Raw genomic sequence first — 15,811 nt, forward strand, 5'->3', positions numbered from 1 at the left:
AACAAATTCCGTGGCAAGAGAGTGGCAAGAGAAGCGCGGTCTACAAGCGAAGAGCGGTTGAAGGACGATCATGGGTGCCCTCCTCTGGATTCCAGTAACCTTGGCGGCCGCGGCGGCGCAGACGGGCCGTAATGCCACCCAGCGCCGCCTGACGGAAACCATCGGAACCGTGGGTGCGACCCAGGTCCGTTTCCTGTACGGCTTTCCCTTCGCGCTGCTGGCCTTGGCCGTGATGAGCCTTGCCACGGGCGAGGTCGTGCCGGGGCCGAACGCCACCTTCTTTGCCTATGCCCTCATGGGCGCCGTCACCCAGATCCTCGCCACCGCCCTCATGCTCTCGGCCATGCGGGAGCGCGCCTTCTCGGTGGTCACCGCCTATACCAAGACCGAACCGGTGCAGGTGGCCCTGTTCGGGCTTGTGCTCTTAGGCGACCCGCTCACCCCGGCCATGGCCCTGGCCATCGCGGTGGCGACCGCAGGCGTTCTGCTCATGTCGGTCAAGCCGGGCACCAGCCTGGCCTCCTTCGGCCTGAGGCCGGTTCTCTTCGGTCTCGCCTCGGGCGCCTTCTTCGCCCTGGCAGCCATCGGCTTTCGCGGCGCAATCCTGTCCCTTGACGAGGGCTCCCCCCTCATCCGGGCCTCCACGACCCTGGTCTGGGGCCTGGGGCTGCAAACCGCCATCCTCCTGCTTTGGCTCGGCTTCTTCGACCGGAAGGCATTGTTCGCGAGCTTCGCGGCGTGGCGCCCGTCCCTGGGAGCAGGCTTCCTCGGTGCGCTCGCGTCGCAGTTCTGGTTCATTGGTTTTGCGCTGACCACCGCAGCCAATGTGCGAACTCTGGCCTTGGTGGAGGTATTGATGGCGCAGGCCGTGTCGCACCGCTTCCTGGCGCAGGCCACCACCAAGCGTGAACTCACCGGAATGCTGTTGATCCTCGGAGGAGTTGCCCTGCTGCTGATATCGCAACGTTAACTTGTCCCTGCGGCAGCTGCGTGATAACGAACAACGTTACATAAATCGTGAACGTATCCTGGATCCCCGATGACCGACGCCGCTGCTCCTGAATCCGTGCAACCCGCCTATCGCGTGCTCCAGGTGGGCGATCCGGTTCCGTGGTTCAAACAGAACTCGACCAGCAATCCGAACTTCAGCTTCGACACAGTTGCAGGCCGGTACATCGTTCTGTGTTTCTACGGCATGGGATCGGACGAAACGGGTCGTGCAACCCTCGCTTCATTTCAGGACGAGCACCGTTCCCTCTTCGACGATGAAAAGATCGCGCTCTTCGGCGTCAGCGTCGATCCGTCCGACCAATCGGACAATCGGGCCAGGCAGATCGTTCCCGGCATCCGCCACTTCTGGGATTTCGACGGCACGGTCGGACGGCTTTACGGGGCCTTGCCGCGCAACGTTCAGCCCGGGCAGGGCCCGGTCCCGATCCGTCGCTTCTGGATGGTGCTCAATCCATCCTTGCGCGTGCGGGCGATCTTCCCGTTCGAGGAGGATGGCAGCGACCGCGAGAGGGTGATGGCCTATCTTCGTGAGCTGCCGCCCGTCAGCCATTATGCAGGGTTCGAACTCCCGGCTCCCGTCCTCGTCATTCCGGACGTGTTCGAGCCCGAGTTCTGCCGTCACCTGATCAGCCTTTACGAACAGCATGGCGGCGAGGAATCGGGCTTCATGCGCGAGGTCGACGGCAAGACCGTCGCAGCTCACGACCCGAACCACAAGCGGCGCAAGGACTACACGATCAGCGATCCGAACCTGATCCGGCAGGTGCAGCACCGCATCATCCGCCGCATCAATCCCGAAATCGAGCGGGTGCATTTCTTCAAGCCGTCCCGCATGGAGCGCTACATCGTCTCCTGCTACGCGGCGGAGGACGGCGGGCATTTCCGTGCTCACCGGGACAACACGACGAGCGGCACGGCTCACCGCCGCTTTGCGGTCTCGATCAACCTCAACAGCGATTTCGAAGGCGGCGAGGTCAGCTTCCCGGAATACGGCCCGCGCAGCTACAAGGCGCCGCCCGGCGGCGCCGTAGTGTTCTCCTGTCCGCTGCTGCACGCGGTCTCCAAAGTCACGAAGGGCCGCCGCTTCGCGTTCCTGCCCTTCCTCTATGACGAGGAGGCTGCGAAGGTGCGCGAGGCGAACAATGCCAAACTTGGCGAGGGTGTAGGCGCTTACAGGGCTTGAGATCCGATCAGCGCTCGCCCGCCTTGATCCACTTGTCGACCTTCGGCGGCTCGTAGGCCTGGATGGCTTTGATGAGGGCGGCAGGCTCGTTCTCGACGATCAGCATGGCGCGGTGGATCGGCTTCACGAAGCCGCGCTCGACCACGTCGTCCAGGAAATCGGTCAGCTTGTCGTAGAAGCCGCCCGCATTGAGCAATGCGCAGGGCTTGCGGTGATAGCCGAGCTGGGCCCAGGTCCAGACCTCGAACAGCTCCTCGAAGGTGCCCAAGCCTCCGGGGAGGGCGATGAAGCCGTCGGCAAGCTCCGCCATCAGGGCCTTGCGCTCGTGCATCGAGCCCACCACCCGCAGCTCGCTCAAACCCCGATGGGCGATTTCCTTGTCCACCAGCGCCTGGGGCATCACGCCGATCACATGGCCGCCTCTTGCCAGAGCCGCATCGGCCACGGCGCCCATGAGGCCGACGGAGGCGCCGCCATAGACGAGGTCGATTCCGCTGGTGGCCAGCGTTTTGCCCAAGGCCTGCGCCGTTTCGAAGTAGACGGGATCCTGGCCGGCATTGGAGCCGCAGAAAACGCACAGGCGCATGACGTGTCCTTCCTGATTCGGTTGCCCATCGATGAACGACAGGACGGGGCCCAAGCTCAAGACCTGGACGCAGGCCTGTGCACCGTTTGCCCGACTTGCTGAATGACCGAAAGAGGGCCACCTTGTGCCTCAACAACCCAATCCTTGAGGAGACATCCAATGACCGCCTGCATCGTCGGCTGGGCCCATACCCCCTTCGGCAAGCTCGATGCCGAGACTGTCGAGAGCCTGATCGTCCGCGTGACCAACGAGGCGCTGGAGCATGCCGGCATCGGTCCCGAGGATGTGGACGAGGTGGTGCTCGGCCACTTCAATGCCGGCTTCTCTCCGCAGGATTTCACCGCCTCCCTGGTGTTCCAGGCCAGCGACAAGTTCCGCTTCAAGCCGGCGACCCGGGTCGAGAATGCGTGCGCCACGGGCTCGGCCGCCGTGCATCAGGCCATCAAGACCATCGAGGCCAAGCGCGCCAAGACGGTGCTGGTGGTGGGCGTCGAGCAGATGACCCGCACGCCCGGAGCCGAGATCGGCCAGAACCTGCTCAAGGCTTCCTATCTTCCCGAGGATGGCGATACGCCGGGCGGCTTTGCCGGCGTGTTCGGCAAGATCGCAGGCACTTACTTTCAGCGCCATGGCGACCAGTCCGATGCCCTGGCGCTGATCGCCGCCAAGAACCACAGGAACGGCGTCGACAATCCCTATGCGCAGATGCGCAAGGACCTCGGCTTCGATTTCTGCCGCGCCGAGAGCGACAAGAACCCTTACGTCGCCGGTCCCCTGAAGCGCACCGATTGCTCGCTGGTCTCCGACGGCGCCGCGGCCCTGGTGCTGGCTGACACGGAGACGGCGCTGCGGATGAAGCGCGCGGTCGCCTTCCGCGCCACGGCCCATGCGCAGGATTTCCTGCCGATGTCGAAGCGCGACATCGTCCAGTTCGAAGGCTGCGCGGAAGCTTGGCGGCGGGCCCTGTCGCAGGCCGGCATTCAGCTGTCCGATCTCTCCTTCGTCGAGACCCACGACTGCTTCACCATTGCCGAACTCATCGAATACGAGGCTATGGGCCTGACCCCTCCCGGCCAGGGGGCGGTCGCCGTCAAGGAAGGCTGGACGAACCGCGACGGCAAGCTGCCGGTGAACCCCTCCGGCGGCCTCAAGGCCAAGGGGCACCCGATCGGCGCCACCGGCGTGTCCATGCATGCGCTCTCCGCCATGCAGCTCTGCGAGGAGGCCGGCGGAATCCAGGTGAAGAACCCGGTGCTGGGCGGCATCTTCAACATGGGCGGCGCGGCCGTGGCGAACTACGTCAGCGTGCTTGAGCGGATCAAATAGCGAGACATTCCTTGTCATCACCGGCCGTGTGCCGGTGATCCCGATCAGGGAGGGGTAGCACCTTTCCAATCGAGATGGCCGGGACAAGCCCGGCCATGACGGCTTCAGTGGTTTTCTCTACTCTCCCGGCGCCTTGGCCTGGATGGCCAAGGCGTGCAGCCCCCTGTCGAAGGCGCCTTTCAACGTACCGTTCACGAGGCGGTGACGTTCGATCCGGCTCTTGCCGGAGAAGGCCTCCGATACGATATAAATGTGGAAGTGAGTTTCACCGCCCTCCCGCCATCCCGCATGGCCGTGATGCTTCTCTGATTCGTCGGTGACGGTCAGTTCGGTCGGCTGCAGGCTCTCCTGCAATGTCTTTGTGATCCAGTGGGTGAGGGTCATTCTGATTCGTAAACCTTTTTGAACGGGTCTGCGGCCAAAAGCTCTCAGGCCTTGGCGCAAAGCCTCAAGACACTCATAATCGCTGAATCATGGATCTCAACTCGCCTCTTTTCGACCGCATCCGCATCAAGTCCTCCTGCGAGGAGCCGCAGGAGACCAAGGGGCCTGTCTGCGACCATCCCTCCTGCAAGCAGGCAGGGGAGTATCGTGCGCCCAAGGGGCGGGATCGGGAAGGCCAATATTGGCGCTTCTGCCTCCAGCACGTGCGCGAGTACAACGCCTCGTACAATTATTTCGCGGGCATGTCCGACACGGCCGTGGCGGCCTTCCAGAAGGATGCCATCATCGGCCACCGCCCGACCTGGGCCATGGGCGTGAACGCCTCCGGGCAGGCCGAGGGGCAGACCGCCAAGGCCGAGCCCCGCGACTGGGAATATCTCGACCCCCTCGGGGTCCTGCGAGGGCAGGACTTCACCCAGGCGCGGGCGCGCCGAGCGGCTCCTGAGCCGAAGCGGCCGCGCTACACGGGTGCCATGCGCCGAGCCCTCGATATCCTCGGCCTCGACGAGACGGCGGACGGGCCGGCCATCAAGGCCCAGTACAAGGCTCTGGTGAAACGCTTCCATCCGGATGCCAATGGCGGCGACCGCTCCTTCGAGGAGCGCCTGCGCGACATCATCAAGGCGCACGACACCCTCAAAAGTGCCGGACTCTGCTAAAAACCATATCCTTTTATGCAGGGCCGATAGGCTGATTAGGAAATTGCGCCATTCCGTCATGGGGTTTAAGAAGCCCATGACACCTTCACGACACCTATGCGACCAAGAGGCCCCTTATGACGGCACATACCGAGACAGCGACGCTTACGCCTGACATGAAGGTGTCCGTGCGACAGGTCTTCGGCATCGACTCGGATCTGGAGGTTCCGGCCTTTTCGCAGGCGGAGGAGCACGTTCCCGACCTCGATCCGGATTACCTCTTCGACCGGGAGACGACGCTTGCCATCCTCGCGGGCTTCGCGCGCAACCGCCGCGTGATGATCACGGGCTATCACGGCACCGGCAAGTCGACCCATATCGAGCAGGTCGCCGCCCGCCTCAACTGGCCCTGCGTGCGCGTCAACCTGGACAGCCACGTCTCCCGCATCGACCTTGTCGGCAAGGACGCGATCGTGCTCCAGGAGGGCAAGCAGATCACCGCCTTCCAGGACGGCATCCTGCCCTGGGCCTTGCAGAACAATGTTGCCCTGGTCTTCGACGAATACGATGCCGGCCGTCCGGACGTGATGTTCGTGATCCAGCGCGTTCTGGAGCAGTCGGGCAAGCTCACCCTTCTCGACCAGAAGCGCGTGATCCGGCCTCATCCGGCTTTCCGCCTCTTCGCCACCGCCAACACGGTGGGCCTCGGCGACACGTCCGGCCTCTATCACGGCACGCAGCAGATCAACCAGGGCCAGATGGACCGCTGGTCCATCGTCACCACCCTCAACTACCTGCCGCACGACAAGGAGGTGGACATCGTCCTCTCCAAGGCGCGGCACTACCAGGAGGATCCGGCGGGCCGCGACATCGTCAACAAGATGGTGCGCGTGGCGGATCTCACCCGCAGCGCCTTCATGAACGGCGACCTCTCGACCGTCATGAGCCCGCGCACGGTGATCACCTGGGCCGAGAACGCCGAGATCTTCGGCGACACGGGCTTCGCCTTCCGCGTCACCTTCCTCAACAAGTGCGACGAGCTGGAACGGGCCCTGGTGGCCGAGTTCTACCAGCGCTCCTTCGGCAAGGAACTGCCGGAGAGCGCCGTGAACATGGTGTTGTCGTAAGACGAACCTGTCATTCCGGGGCGGCGCAGCCGAGCCCGGAATCCATAACCGCTGCCGATGCAAGGCTGGATTCCAACCTGTGTTTATGGATCCCCGCCTTCGCGGGGATGACAAAAGGCGGGTGTCAGGAGAGGTGAGATGTCCATCTCGAACCGCAAGCCAGGTGAGAAGAAGGAAGCGCCGGCGGAGCCGCTGAAGCGCTCCATCGCCGGCACCATGAAGGCGATCGCCCGCAAGCCCGATCTCGAGGTCGCCTTCGCCTCCGACCGCCCGGTGCTCATGGGCCAGGACAAGGCCCGCCTGCCGGAGCCGCCGCGCCGGCTGACCGCGCAGGACGTGGCGATCCTGCGCGGCAATGCCGATGCCATGGCCCTGCGCCTCGCCTGCCACGATACCACCCTGCACCGAAGGCTTGCTCCCGAGGGCCAGGCCGCCCGCGCCGTGTTCGATGCGGTCGAGCAGGCGCGCGTGGAATCCATCGGCTCCCGCCGCATGGCGGGCATCTCCTCCAACATCACGGCGATGCTGGAGGACCGCTATCATCGCGGCGGCAAGTACGAGGAGGTCACGGACCGCGCCGATGCGCCGCTCGAGGATGCGCTGGCCCTCATGGTGCGCGAGCGCCTGACGGGGCAAAAGCCGCCCGCGTCGGCGGCCAAGATCGTCGATCTCTGGCGCGACTTCATCGAGGACCGCGCCGGGCGCGATCTCGATGGATTGCTCAAGAACATCGAGAACCAGCGCAGCTTCGCGCGCAATGTTCGTGACCTGCTCTCTTCCCTCGACATGGCCGACGATGCGGCCATGGATTCCGAGGACGAGGAGAACGAGGACGAGAACGAATCCGAGCAGCAGGAGCAGCAGGGCGAGGGTGAATCCGAGCAGGAATCCCAAGGCGACCGCGCCGAGGTGGAGGTCAGCGAGGATTCCAGCGACGAAATGGAGGATGGCTCCGCGGAGGAGGCCGATGGTCCCTCCGGCGAGCTGCCCGAGGAATCCGAGGAAGCAGAGTCCGAGGATGCCGGCGAATCCTGGCGCCCGCCATCCCGCTCCAACGAGGCGCGTGGTCCGGACTACAAGACCTACAGCCAGAAATTCGACGAGATCATCCACGCCGAGGATCTCTGCGATGCGGACGAGCTGACGCGCCTGCGCGCCTATCTCGATAAGCAGCTCGCGCATCTTCAGGGCGTGGTGGGCCGCTTGGCGAACCGCCTGCAGCGGCGCCTGATGGCGCAGCAGAACCGCTCCTGGGAGTTCGACCTGGAGGAGGGAACGCTCGATCCCGTGCGCCTGCCGCGCATCATCATGGACCCCTTCCAGCCGCTCTCCTTCAAGCAGGAGCAGGACACGAACTTCCGCGACACGGTGGTGACGCTGCTGCTTGACAATTCCGGCTCCATGCGCGGGCGTCCGATCACGGTGGCGGCCACCTGTGCCGACATCCTGGCCCGGACGCTCGAGCGCTGCGGCGTGAAGGTCGAGATTCTCGGCTTCACCACCCGCGCCTGGAAGGGCGGGCAGGCCCGCGAGACGTGGCTGCAGGCCGGCAAGCCGGCCAATCCCGGCCGCCTCAACGATCTGCGCCACATCATCTACAAGTCTGCGGATGCACCCTGGCGGCGCGCGCGCAAGAACCTCGGTTTGATGATGCGCGAGGGCCTGCTCAAGGAGAATATCGACGGCGAGGCCCTGGATTGGGCGCACAAGCGCCTGCTCGGCCGGCCCGAGCAGCGGCGCATCCTGATGGTGATCTCGGACGGCGCGCCGGTGGACGACTCGACCCTGTCGGTCAATCCCGGCAATTATCTCGAGCGCCACCTGCGCTTCATCATCGAGGAGATCGAGACCCGCTCGCCCGTGGAGCTCATCGCCATCGGCATCGGGCACGACGTGACGCGCTACTACCGCCGCGCCGTGACCATCGTCGATGCGGAGGAGCTCGGCGGGGTCATGACCGAGAAGCTCGCGGAGCTGTTCGAGGAGAATGCGGGGCCGCCGGCCCGCGGCGCAGCTCCCCGTCGCAGAGCCCACGCTTGAGGCTCACCCGACGCAACGTGCTGATCGGCGGCGGTGCCGCCGCCGCGACCCTGGCCTGCACGGGCGTTGCCCTGGCGCAGCGTCCGCAGGCCTTCAGGGGAGCCACGGCCATCGACGTGGAGGCGCAGCCGATCAGCCGCCTCTCCACCACCGATCCCGACCGCACCCGCTTCGGGACTCTGCAATTCCGGTCCGGGATCGACCTGCGGTCGCGGGTTTCGGCCTTCGGCGGCTTTTCCGGCCTGTGGCGCTCGGGCAATGGGCAGGAGATCATCGCCCTTGCCGACAATGCGCAGCTCCTGAAAGCCCGGATCGAGACATCGGACGGGCGGCTCTCGGGCCTGTCCGGCCCGGTCCTGTCCCCCCTCATCTTGAGCAGCGGCGTGCCGATGCGGCGGTCGCGCTATTACGATACCGAGAGCTTCGCCCTTGCCGGCAATGCCGCGTTCGTCGGCGTCGAGCGCAACCATGCGGTCATCCGCTTCGAGCGCACCGCCACGGGCAGCATCGTCCGAGGCGTTCCGATCGCCGTCCCGCAAGAGCTGAAGGACTTGCCGAGCAATGGAGGGCTGGAGGCGATCGCCATAGCGCCTCAGCGTTCACCTTTGAGCGGAGCCCTCATCGGTCTTGCCGAAGGGGGAAGGGGCTTCATTCTCACCGGGTCTCGACAGGGGACCTTCCAGATGGCTCCCTCGGGCGGCTATGACGCCACCGATCTCGCCTTCCTGCCCGACGGCGATGCCCTCGTTCTCGAGCGCCGCTTCTCGCTTTTCGGAGGCTTTGGCTGCCGCCTGCGCCGTGTCGAGGCGTCTGCCCTCCGTCCGGGAGCGAGCGTCAACGGCGATGTCCTCTACGAGAGCGAAGCCTCGCATCAGGTCGACAACATGGAAGGACTGGCGGTTCACCGTGAAGGGAGCGATACGGTCCTCTCGCTGATCTCCGACAACAATTTCAGTTCGCTTCAGAGAACCCTGTTGCTGGAATTCGCCCTCGCTGCCTGAGAGGCAGAAGGCACTGCCTTCGAAAGGGGCAGCTGCCCCTTTTCTCATCATTCTTTGCCTGCGCGTATTCCTTCGTCTCGCTTGAAGCCCTAGGTTTTAGGCAACTAAGCTTTCGTCTTGCGGGCCCGGTTCCAATCGTTGCAGCGGGTGGTCGCTTAAAAGAGGCTTAAGGAGATCCGGTGGCGGCACAGGCGATCTTCGACGAGATGAGCGGCCATGACGGCCGCAGCCGGGATGCCTACCGCATCCTCCAGGATTGGCTGAGATCCGCACCGCCCCAATTGCTGGAACACCGCCGCGAGGAGGCGGAACTCTTCTTCCGCCGGGTCGGCATCACGTTTGCCGTCTACGGTAATGCAGAAGCCGAAGAGCGACTCATCCCCTTCGACATCATCCCGCGCATCCTCTCCGGCCAGGAATGGAGCCGGCTTTCCCGCGGCCTGGAGCAGCGGGTCAAGGCGCTCAATCTCTTCCTGAAGGACATCTACGGGCCGCGAGACATCCTGCGCGCCGGGATCATCCCGCCGGAACTCGTCTATCTCAATCCCTATTACCGTCCGCAGATGCACGGGCTGTCGCTCAACAGCGGCATCTACGTGCAGGTCGCCGGCATCGATATCGTCCGGGTCGACGACCAGGACTTCTACGTGCTGGAGGACAACCTGCGCACGCCGTCCGGCGTCTCCTACATGCTGGAGAACCGGGAGGTGATGATGCGGCTCTTTCCCGAGCTCGTGGGCATGCAGCGCATCCGGCCCATCGAGAACTACGTGGACGAGCTGCTCGGCACCCTCAAATCCGTCGCGCCGGCCAGCAGCCCCTGGGATCCTACCGTCGTTCTTCTCACCCCCGGCTCCCTCAACTCCGCCTATTACGAGCACAGCTTCCTCGCCGACCGCATGGGGGTGGAGCTGGTCGAGGGGCGCGATCTCTTCGTGCGCGACGACATGGTCTATATGCGCACGACCGAGGGGCCGAAGCGCGTCGACGTGGTCTACAGCCGCATCGACGACGACTTTCTCGATCCGCTCGTGTTCCGTCCTGATTCAGCGCTCGGCGTGCCGGGGCTCATCGCGGCCTATCGCGCCGGCAACGTCGCCATTGCCAATGCGCCTGGAACGGGAATCGCCGACGACAAGGCCATGTACAGCTACGTGCCTGACATCGTGCGCTTCTACATGGGCGAGGAGCCGATTCTGAAGAACGTGCCGACCTGGCGCTGCCGCGAGCAGGACTCGCTCTCCTATGTGCTCGACAACCTGCACGAGCTTGTCGTGAAGGAGGTCAATGGTTCGGGCGGCTACGGCATGCTTGTGGGGCCGCATGCGACGAAGGAGACTTGCGAGCATTTCAAGGCGCGGATCCTGGCCCATCCCGACAACTACATCGCGCAGCCGACGCTTGCCCTTTCGACGAGCCCCATCTTCACGGAGAAGGGGTTGGCGCCGCGCCATGTGGATCTGCGCCCCTTCGTTCTCACCGGGCGCGACGGCGTCAGGCTCGTACCGGGCGGGCTCACCCGCGTGGCGCTGACGGAAGGCTCCCTCGTGGTGAATTCGAGCCAGGGTGGCGGAACCAAGGATACCTGGGTGTTGAGCGAATGAGCAGGGAGCGCTTCTCGTGCTGAGTCGTGATGCGGACAGCCTCTTCTGGCTCTCGCGCTATGTGGAGCGGGCGGAGAACACGGCCCGCATCCTCGATGTCGCCTATCGCATGGCGTCGATGCCGATCTCCTACAACGATGTGGAGACCAACGAGTGGGAGTCGGCCCTGATCACGGCCGGCGGGATCGATCAGTTCCGTGCGGCCTATGGTGAGGTGACGCCTGAGAACGTGATCGAGTTTCTGGCCTTCTCAGAAGCGAATGCCTCGAGCATCCAGAACAGCTTCGACACCGCACGTCACAATGCTCGCTCCGTCCGCTCTGCTCTGACGTCGGAGATGTGGGAGGCGATCAACTCCGCCTGGCTCGATCTGCGCCGCTACAAGGCCAGGAAGATCAAGGTCGAGGATCTGCCGCGGTTCCTGAATCTCGTGAAGGAGGCTTCGCTCCGCTACGACGGTTCGGCCATGCGGACCATGCTGCGCAACGACGCCTACTGGTTCTCGCGGCTGGGCCTCTATATCGAGCGGGCGGACAACACGGCCCGGGTGCTCGACGTGAAGTATCACGTGCTCCTGCCGCAGGACGCACCTGTAGGCGGCGGCATCGACTATTATCAATGGGCCGCCATTCTCCGCTCGGTCTCGGCGCTGGTCAGCTACCAGTGGGTCTATCACCAGAACCTGAGGCCATGGCTCGTGGCGGATCTCCTGATCCTGCGCGAGGAGATGCCCCGGTCGCTGGCTGCCTGCTATGGTGCGCTCTCGCGGCATCTCGATGATCTCTCGCATCGCTACGGCACGTCAGGCGCAGCGCAGCGCCAGGCGCGGGCAACCCATGCCCGGCTGACGAACCGGAACATCGAGGATATCTTCCAGCACGGGCTGCATGAGTTTCTTCAGGAATTCCTGGCGGACAACAACCGACTCAGTCTCGCCATCACGAACCAGTATCTGTGCTGACCCATGCGCATCCGCATCACCCATGAGACGGTCTACAACTACAGCGAGCCCGCAAGATCTGCGATCCAGCTCCTGCGCCTTACGCCCCGTGGCTATGACAGCCAGACGGTCCTGTCCTGGAATATCGATCTGGACGGCGAAGCGCGCCTCATGCGCCAAGAGGACTGGTACGGCAACATTATCCACAGTTTGTCCGTGCCCGGTCCGGTCAGCCGGATCACCTTGAGGGTCGCGGGCGAAGTCGAGACGACGGACACGGCCGGCGTCGTGCAAGGCGGAGTCGAGCGCTTTCCTGAAATCTTTTATCTCCGGGAAACACCCCTGACCCGGCCCGATGCCGCCATCCGGGAGTTCGCAGAGATGACGGCAGGTCGCTTCACGAATTCTCTCGATCAGGCCCATGCGCTCCTGAACGCGATCCCCGAGCGTCTGCGCTTCGATACGCAAGCCACGAACGCCACGACCATAGGGGCGGATGCCTTTGCGGCGGGCCATGGCGTCTGTCAGGACTTCACCCATGTCTTCCTGGCGTCGGCGCGCTTCTTGAAGATTCCAGCGCGCTATGTCTCCGGCTATCTGCACAAGCCGGGCGAGATCGAGCAGGAGGCGGGCCATGCCTGGGTCGAGGCCTATATCCCGGATCTCGGCTGGGTGAGTTTCGACCCGACCAATGCTGTTTCCGCAACGGAACACTACGTCCGGCTGGCCTTCGGGCTCGATTATCTTGATGCAGCCCCGGTTCGAGGAAGCTATTACGGGATCACCCGTGAAGCGCTCGACGTTCGTTTGAGGATTGAAAGCGCCCGTCAAGTACAGGCGTGAGAATGCCCTCGACACTGCAGCAACTCGACCAGAAGGCCCCCGGAGGAACCCCCATGACGTATTGTGTCGGCATCCTCGTGCAGGATGGTCTTGTCATGATCGCCGACACGCGCACCAACGCAGGCGTCGACAACATCGCGACCTTCCGCAAGCTTCATCTGTTCGAGAAGCCGGGGGAGCGGCTCATCACCCTGGCCACCGCCGGCAATCTCTCGGCAAGCCAGTCCGTCATGTCGCTGCTCTCGGACGGGATCGAAAACTCTGAGACCGGCGAGCTGGAGACGCTTCTGACGGTCCCCAGCATGTTCAAGGCGGCTCAGCTCGTCGGGCGTGCCATCCGTCAGGTCTACGAGATGGATGGGGTCGAGATGGAAAAGCGCAGCATGGCCTTCGATGTCACCATGCTGCTTGGGGGGCAGATCCGTCAGGGTCAAATGCGGCTCTACCAGATCTATGCCGCCGGCAATGCCATCGAGGCGACCACCGATACGCCCTTCCTGCAGATCGGAGAGCCGAAATACGGCAAGCCGATCCTGGATCGGGCGATCTCCCACGACACCAGTCTCGTCGAGGCCCTGAAGCTCGGCCTCATCTCCATGGACTCGACGCTGAAATCCAATCTCGGCGTCGGCCTGCCGATCGACATCGTCATGGCCAAGCGCGATGCCCTCAAGGCCAGCGTGAGCTACCGCATCCAGGAGGACGAGCCCTATTTCCGCGACCTGCGCGAGCGCTGGTCGGCAGCCCTGCGCGCAGCGCATCAGGCCATTCCCCATCCTCCCTATGTGGATGAGGCTCTCTGAGTCATGAAGGGGAGGGCTGCCTGATCTCAGGCGGCCCGCTGCAGCCGCGGACGCATGAGCGCCAGGACGGCCCCGTAGGGCGCAATCGAGATGGCGGCGAGGGCCAGCTTCACCAGATAGTCGGCAATGGCAAGGTTGACCCATGGCAGGGCGACGCACGCGTCCACAATCCCCGTCCGGCCCAGCATCTCGCTGATCGTGAAGCCGAATCCCGGCACGGTGCCGCAATAGAAGGCGAACGAGAAGAAGATCGCCGTGTCGAGCCCCGACGAGATCACCGAGGAAATGAAGGGCGGCATCCACCAGGCCTTGTTGCGCAGGCGAGCGAAGATGCTGATGTCGAGAAGCTGAGCGACCAGGAAGGCCGTGCCCGAGGCGATGGCGATGCGGGGCGTGGCCAGGACGACCGAGAGCGCCACGGCCAGCACGAAGCCGACATAGACCACACGACGGGCGCCCTGCGTCCCGAACCGGCGGTTCGACAGGTCGGTGACCAGGAACGAGAACGGATAGCTGAAGGCGCCCCAGGTCAGATAGTCGCCCAGGCCCAGATGCTGGAAGGGATGCTGGACCAGGATATTCGACGAGAGGACGACCAGGGTCATTGCGGTAAGAGCAATGAGGAAGTCGCGGCGGTCGATCTGGGTCATGAGCGATCTCTTCCGGGCATATGGTCAAGCCTTATACAACGCAAAACGGGCGGCACCGAGCCGCCCGCAAAGCCAATTCTCCGGCGATCCGAGATCAGCTCGCAGCGGCGAGCTTCTTCTCGAGCTCGCGCTTCACCGCCAGGGCGGTAGTGGAGAGCTCCTCAGCCTTGGCCTTGGCCAGGAAGGCGTCAAGGCCGCCGCGATGCTCAACCGAGCGGAGCGCATTGGCAGTGACGCGCAGGCGGAAGGAGCGCTGCAGAGCGTCAGACTGGAGCGTGACGTTGCAGAGGTTCGGCAGGAACTTCCGCTTCGTCTTGCGGTTCGAGTGGCTCACCAGGTGGCCACTCAGCACGGCCTTGCCGGTCAGTTCGCAACGGCGCGACATGGTCTCAATCCTATCGTCTAGTGAGGGTCACGACCTCGATCTCGCGGGTTTGCCTCATCGCAGATCCCACGCGGCCGGACACCAGAAGTCCTTGGAAGGTGCGAGCCTATAGGCCAAAAAAGGGGTGTGCGTCAAGAATAGTGCGACGCCGCACCTCGTTTTTTTACGGCACCATGGTCATCATTTATTCTGAATCTCGTGCGATGCAACAGAATAGACTAACGGAAGTGCCCTTATGCGCCTCATCGCCTCAGCTGTCGCAACCTTGGCCTTTGCAGGAACGGCTTCGCTCGCCCAAGCCCAGACCCTCAGGGTGACTTACGATCTCTCCCTTGCGGGCCTGCCCCTGGGGAAGGCAAACCTGTCCTCGTCCTTCAGCGGGCCGAAATACGAGATGCAGGGAAACGCGAAGCTGACCGGCCTTGCCATGCTCCTGACGGGCGGCAAGGGCGAGGCAAGCGCGTCCGGCTCTCTCGCGGGAGCGGAGCCGCGCTCGACGAAATTCGCGGTGGTGTCGAAGACCTCCGACAACCAGCGCAGCGTCCGCATGGGGCTGAAGGGCGGCCGGGTGGCCGAGGTTGAGATCGATCCGCCGCTTGAGCCCAAGCCCGACCGGGTTCCGGTCAAGCCCGCCGACAAGCGGGGCGTCGTCGATCCGATGAGCGCATTGCTCATGCCGGCCTTGGACTCGAAGAGCCTGACCGACCCGGACAACTGCAACCGGACCATCCCCGTCTTCGACGGCGCCTCCCGCATGAACGTCGTCCTTACCTACGCGGAGACGAAGAATGCCGAGATCCCCGGCTATTCCGGGCCGGTCCTCGTCTGCAATGCCCGTTACGTGCCGATCTCCGGTCACAGGAGCGAGCGCCCGGCCACCAAGTTCATGCAGGACAACCGGGATATGTCCGTGTGGCTTGCCCCCATCGAGGGGCCGCGCCTGCTCTTCCCCTTGAAGGTCTCGGTCCGCACCATGATCGGCATCGGCGAGATGCAGGCGTCTCTCTGGTCGGTGGAAGGCGACGGAAAGCCATCCTCGCCCACGCGCAAGGCGGTGAGGGCCGACGAGGCCATCGCGGCGGGAACGGTCCAATAAACCTCGAAATCCTCGGCGAGAAGGATCTCGCATGGGTAGCGAAAACGGTGCTTGACCCCATATAAGAGGCTAGCTCGCAGCCGGCCGCTGGGCTTAAGGCTGCTTTCAAGAAGGCTTCCTGCTCCGGCGTCCGG

Annotated in this window: 16 protein-coding genes; 12 read left to right on the plus strand and 4 right to left on the minus strand. The window is 64.1% G+C overall.

The window, feature by feature from the left end; genetic code table 11:
- Window positions 1–70 precede the first annotated feature (70 nt).
- Both ILT44_RS16540 and ILT44_RS16545 read left to right on the plus strand, forming a co-directional pair.
- The gene (locus ILT44_RS16540; protein ID WP_204240706.1) at window positions 71–970 is read left to right on the plus strand and encodes an EamA family transporter; all 900 of its coding nucleotides are present in this window, start codon (window positions 71–73) and stop codon (window positions 968–970) included.
- 69 nt (window positions 971–1,039) lie between these two features.
- Window positions 1,040–2,194, plus strand: coding sequence for a 2OG-Fe(II) oxygenase (locus tag ILT44_RS16545; protein WP_204240707.1), 1,155 nt, complete (start codon window positions 1,040–1,042; stop codon window positions 2,192–2,194).
- A 7-nt stretch (window positions 2,195–2,201) separates the two neighbouring features.
- Here ILT44_RS16545 and ILT44_RS16550 read toward each other — a convergent pair whose 3' ends face one another.
- On the minus strand, window positions 2,202–2,780 hold the full coding sequence (locus ILT44_RS16550) for an LOG family protein (RefSeq protein WP_204240708.1): 579 nt from the start codon (window positions 2,778–2,780) through the stop codon (window positions 2,202–2,204).
- A gap of 159 nt (window positions 2,781–2,939) precedes the next feature.
- On the opposite strand from ILT44_RS16550, the gene ILT44_RS16555 reads away from it, so the two are divergent.
- On the plus strand, window positions 2,940–4,106 hold the full coding sequence (locus tag ILT44_RS16555; RefSeq protein ID WP_204240709.1) for an acetyl-CoA acetyltransferase: 1,167 nt from the start codon (window positions 2,940–2,942) through the stop codon (window positions 4,104–4,106).
- 117 nt (window positions 4,107–4,223) lie between these two features.
- Here ILT44_RS16555 and ILT44_RS16560 read toward each other — a convergent pair whose 3' ends face one another.
- The gene (locus tag ILT44_RS16560; RefSeq protein WP_204240710.1) at window positions 4,224–4,490 is read right to left on the minus strand and encodes a BolA family protein; all 267 of its coding nucleotides are present in this window, start codon (window positions 4,488–4,490) and stop codon (window positions 4,224–4,226) included.
- 89 nt (window positions 4,491–4,579) lie between these two features.
- Between ILT44_RS16560 and ILT44_RS16565 the strand changes: the two genes are divergently transcribed.
- The 8 genes from ILT44_RS16565 (at window position 4,580) to ILT44_RS16600 (ending at window position 13,546) form a co-directional block, all read left to right on the plus strand.
- Window positions 4,580–5,209, plus strand: coding sequence for a J domain-containing protein (locus ILT44_RS16565; protein WP_204240711.1), 630 nt, complete (start codon window positions 4,580–4,582; stop codon window positions 5,207–5,209).
- Between the two features lie 116 nt (window positions 5,210–5,325).
- On the plus strand, window positions 5,326–6,315 hold the full coding sequence (cobS, locus tag ILT44_RS16570) for a cobaltochelatase subunit CobS (protein WP_204240712.1): 990 nt from the start codon (window positions 5,326–5,328) through the stop codon (window positions 6,313–6,315).
- Window positions 6,316–6,453: 138 nt separating this feature from the next.
- Entirely contained in the window at window positions 6,454–8,355 is a 1,902-nt protein-coding gene (cobT, locus tag ILT44_RS16575; RefSeq protein WP_204240713.1) for a cobaltochelatase subunit CobT, read from the plus strand.
- Entirely contained in the window at window positions 8,352–9,356 is a 1,005-nt protein-coding gene (locus ILT44_RS16580) for an esterase-like activity of phytase family protein (protein ID WP_204240714.1), read from the plus strand. The genes cobT and ILT44_RS16580 overlap by 4 nt, the downstream gene beginning before the upstream one ends.
- Window positions 9,357–9,562: 206 nt before the next feature.
- Entirely contained in the window at window positions 9,563–10,960 is a 1,398-nt protein-coding gene (locus tag ILT44_RS16585; protein ID WP_204240744.1) for a circularly permuted type 2 ATP-grasp protein, read from the plus strand.
- A 16-nt stretch (window positions 10,961–10,976) separates the two neighbouring features.
- Window positions 10,977–11,921: an alpha-E domain-containing protein gene (locus ILT44_RS16590; protein ID WP_204240715.1), complete on the plus strand. Its 945-nt coding sequence runs from the start codon at window positions 10,977–10,979 to the stop codon at window positions 11,919–11,921.
- A gap of 3 nt (window positions 11,922–11,924) precedes the next feature.
- Window positions 11,925–12,743 carry a transglutaminase family protein gene (locus tag ILT44_RS16595; protein ID WP_204240716.1) on the plus strand — a complete coding sequence of 273 codons (819 nt, stop codon included), beginning with the start codon at window positions 11,925–11,927 and terminating at the stop codon, window positions 12,741–12,743.
- A gap of 53 nt (window positions 12,744–12,796) precedes the next feature.
- On the plus strand, window positions 12,797–13,546 hold the full coding sequence (locus ILT44_RS16600; RefSeq protein WP_204240717.1) for a proteasome-type protease: 750 nt from the start codon (window positions 12,797–12,799) through the stop codon (window positions 13,544–13,546).
- 26 nt (window positions 13,547–13,572) lie between these two features.
- Here ILT44_RS16600 and ILT44_RS16605 read toward each other — a convergent pair whose 3' ends face one another.
- Together ILT44_RS16605 and rpmB are read right to left on the minus strand one after the other, a co-directional pair.
- The gene (locus ILT44_RS16605) at window positions 13,573–14,196 is read right to left on the minus strand and encodes a queuosine precursor transporter (RefSeq protein WP_204240718.1); all 624 of its coding nucleotides are present in this window, start codon (window positions 14,194–14,196) and stop codon (window positions 13,573–13,575) included.
- A 94-nt stretch (window positions 14,197–14,290) separates the two neighbouring features.
- Complete coding sequence (gene rpmB / locus ILT44_RS16610; protein WP_036358230.1) at window positions 14,291–14,581, minus strand: 50S ribosomal protein L28; 291 nt, start codon at window positions 14,579–14,581, stop codon at window positions 14,291–14,293.
- Window positions 14,582–14,816: 235 nt separating this feature from the next.
- On the opposite strand from rpmB, the gene ILT44_RS16615 reads away from it, so the two are divergent.
- Window positions 14,817–15,677 (plus strand): DUF3108 domain-containing protein, encoded by an 861-nt coding sequence (locus ILT44_RS16615; RefSeq protein WP_204240719.1) that lies wholly within the window; start codon window positions 14,817–14,819, stop codon window positions 15,675–15,677.
- Window positions 15,678–15,811: the final 134 nt, after the last annotated feature.

The organism is Microvirga arvi (assembly GCF_016892765.1).
Lineage (GTDB): Bacteria > Pseudomonadota > Alphaproteobacteria > Rhizobiales > Beijerinckiaceae > Microvirga > Microvirga arvi.

Bases quoted from the DNA above. Each gene is read 5' to 3' on its own strand.
- ILT44_RS16540 (WP_204240706.1), top strand. From the start codon at position 71: ATGGGTGCCCTCCTCTGGATTCCAGTAACCTTGGCGGCCGCGGCGGCG.
- ILT44_RS16545 (WP_204240707.1), top strand. From the start codon at position 1,040: ATGACCGACGCCGCTGCTCCTGAATCCGTGCAACCCGCCTATCGCGTG.
- ILT44_RS16550 (WP_204240708.1), bottom strand. From the start codon at position 2,780: ATGCGCCTGTGCGTTTTCTGCGGCTCCAATGCCGGCCAGGATCCCGTC.
- ILT44_RS16555 (WP_204240709.1), top strand. From the start codon at position 2,940: ATGACCGCCTGCATCGTCGGCTGGGCCCATACCCCCTTCGGCAAGCTC.
- ILT44_RS16560 (WP_204240710.1), bottom strand. From the start codon at position 4,490: ATGACCCTCACCCACTGGATCACAAAGACATTGCAGGAGAGCCTGCAG.
- ILT44_RS16565 (WP_204240711.1), top strand. From the start codon at position 4,580: ATGGATCTCAACTCGCCTCTTTTCGACCGCATCCGCATCAAGTCCTCC.
- cobS (WP_204240712.1), top strand. From the start codon at position 5,326: ATGACGGCACATACCGAGACAGCGACGCTTACGCCTGACATGAAGGTG.
- cobT (WP_204240713.1), top strand. From the start codon at position 6,454: ATGTCCATCTCGAACCGCAAGCCAGGTGAGAAGAAGGAAGCGCCGGCG.
- ILT44_RS16585 (WP_204240744.1), top strand. From the start codon at position 9,563: ATGAGCGGCCATGACGGCCGCAGCCGGGATGCCTACCGCATCCTCCAG.
- ILT44_RS16595 (WP_204240716.1), top strand. From the start codon at position 11,925: ATGCGCATCCGCATCACCCATGAGACGGTCTACAACTACAGCGAGCCC.
- ILT44_RS16600 (WP_204240717.1), top strand. From the start codon at position 12,797: ATGACGTATTGTGTCGGCATCCTCGTGCAGGATGGTCTTGTCATGATC.
- ILT44_RS16605 (WP_204240718.1), bottom strand. From the start codon at position 14,196: ATGACCCAGATCGACCGCCGCGACTTCCTCATTGCTCTTACCGCAATG.
- rpmB (WP_036358230.1), bottom strand. From the start codon at position 14,581: ATGTCGCGCCGTTGCGAACTGACCGGCAAGGCCGTGCTGAGTGGCCAC.
- ILT44_RS16615 (WP_204240719.1), top strand. From the start codon at position 14,817: ATGCGCCTCATCGCCTCAGCTGTCGCAACCTTGGCCTTTGCAGGAACG.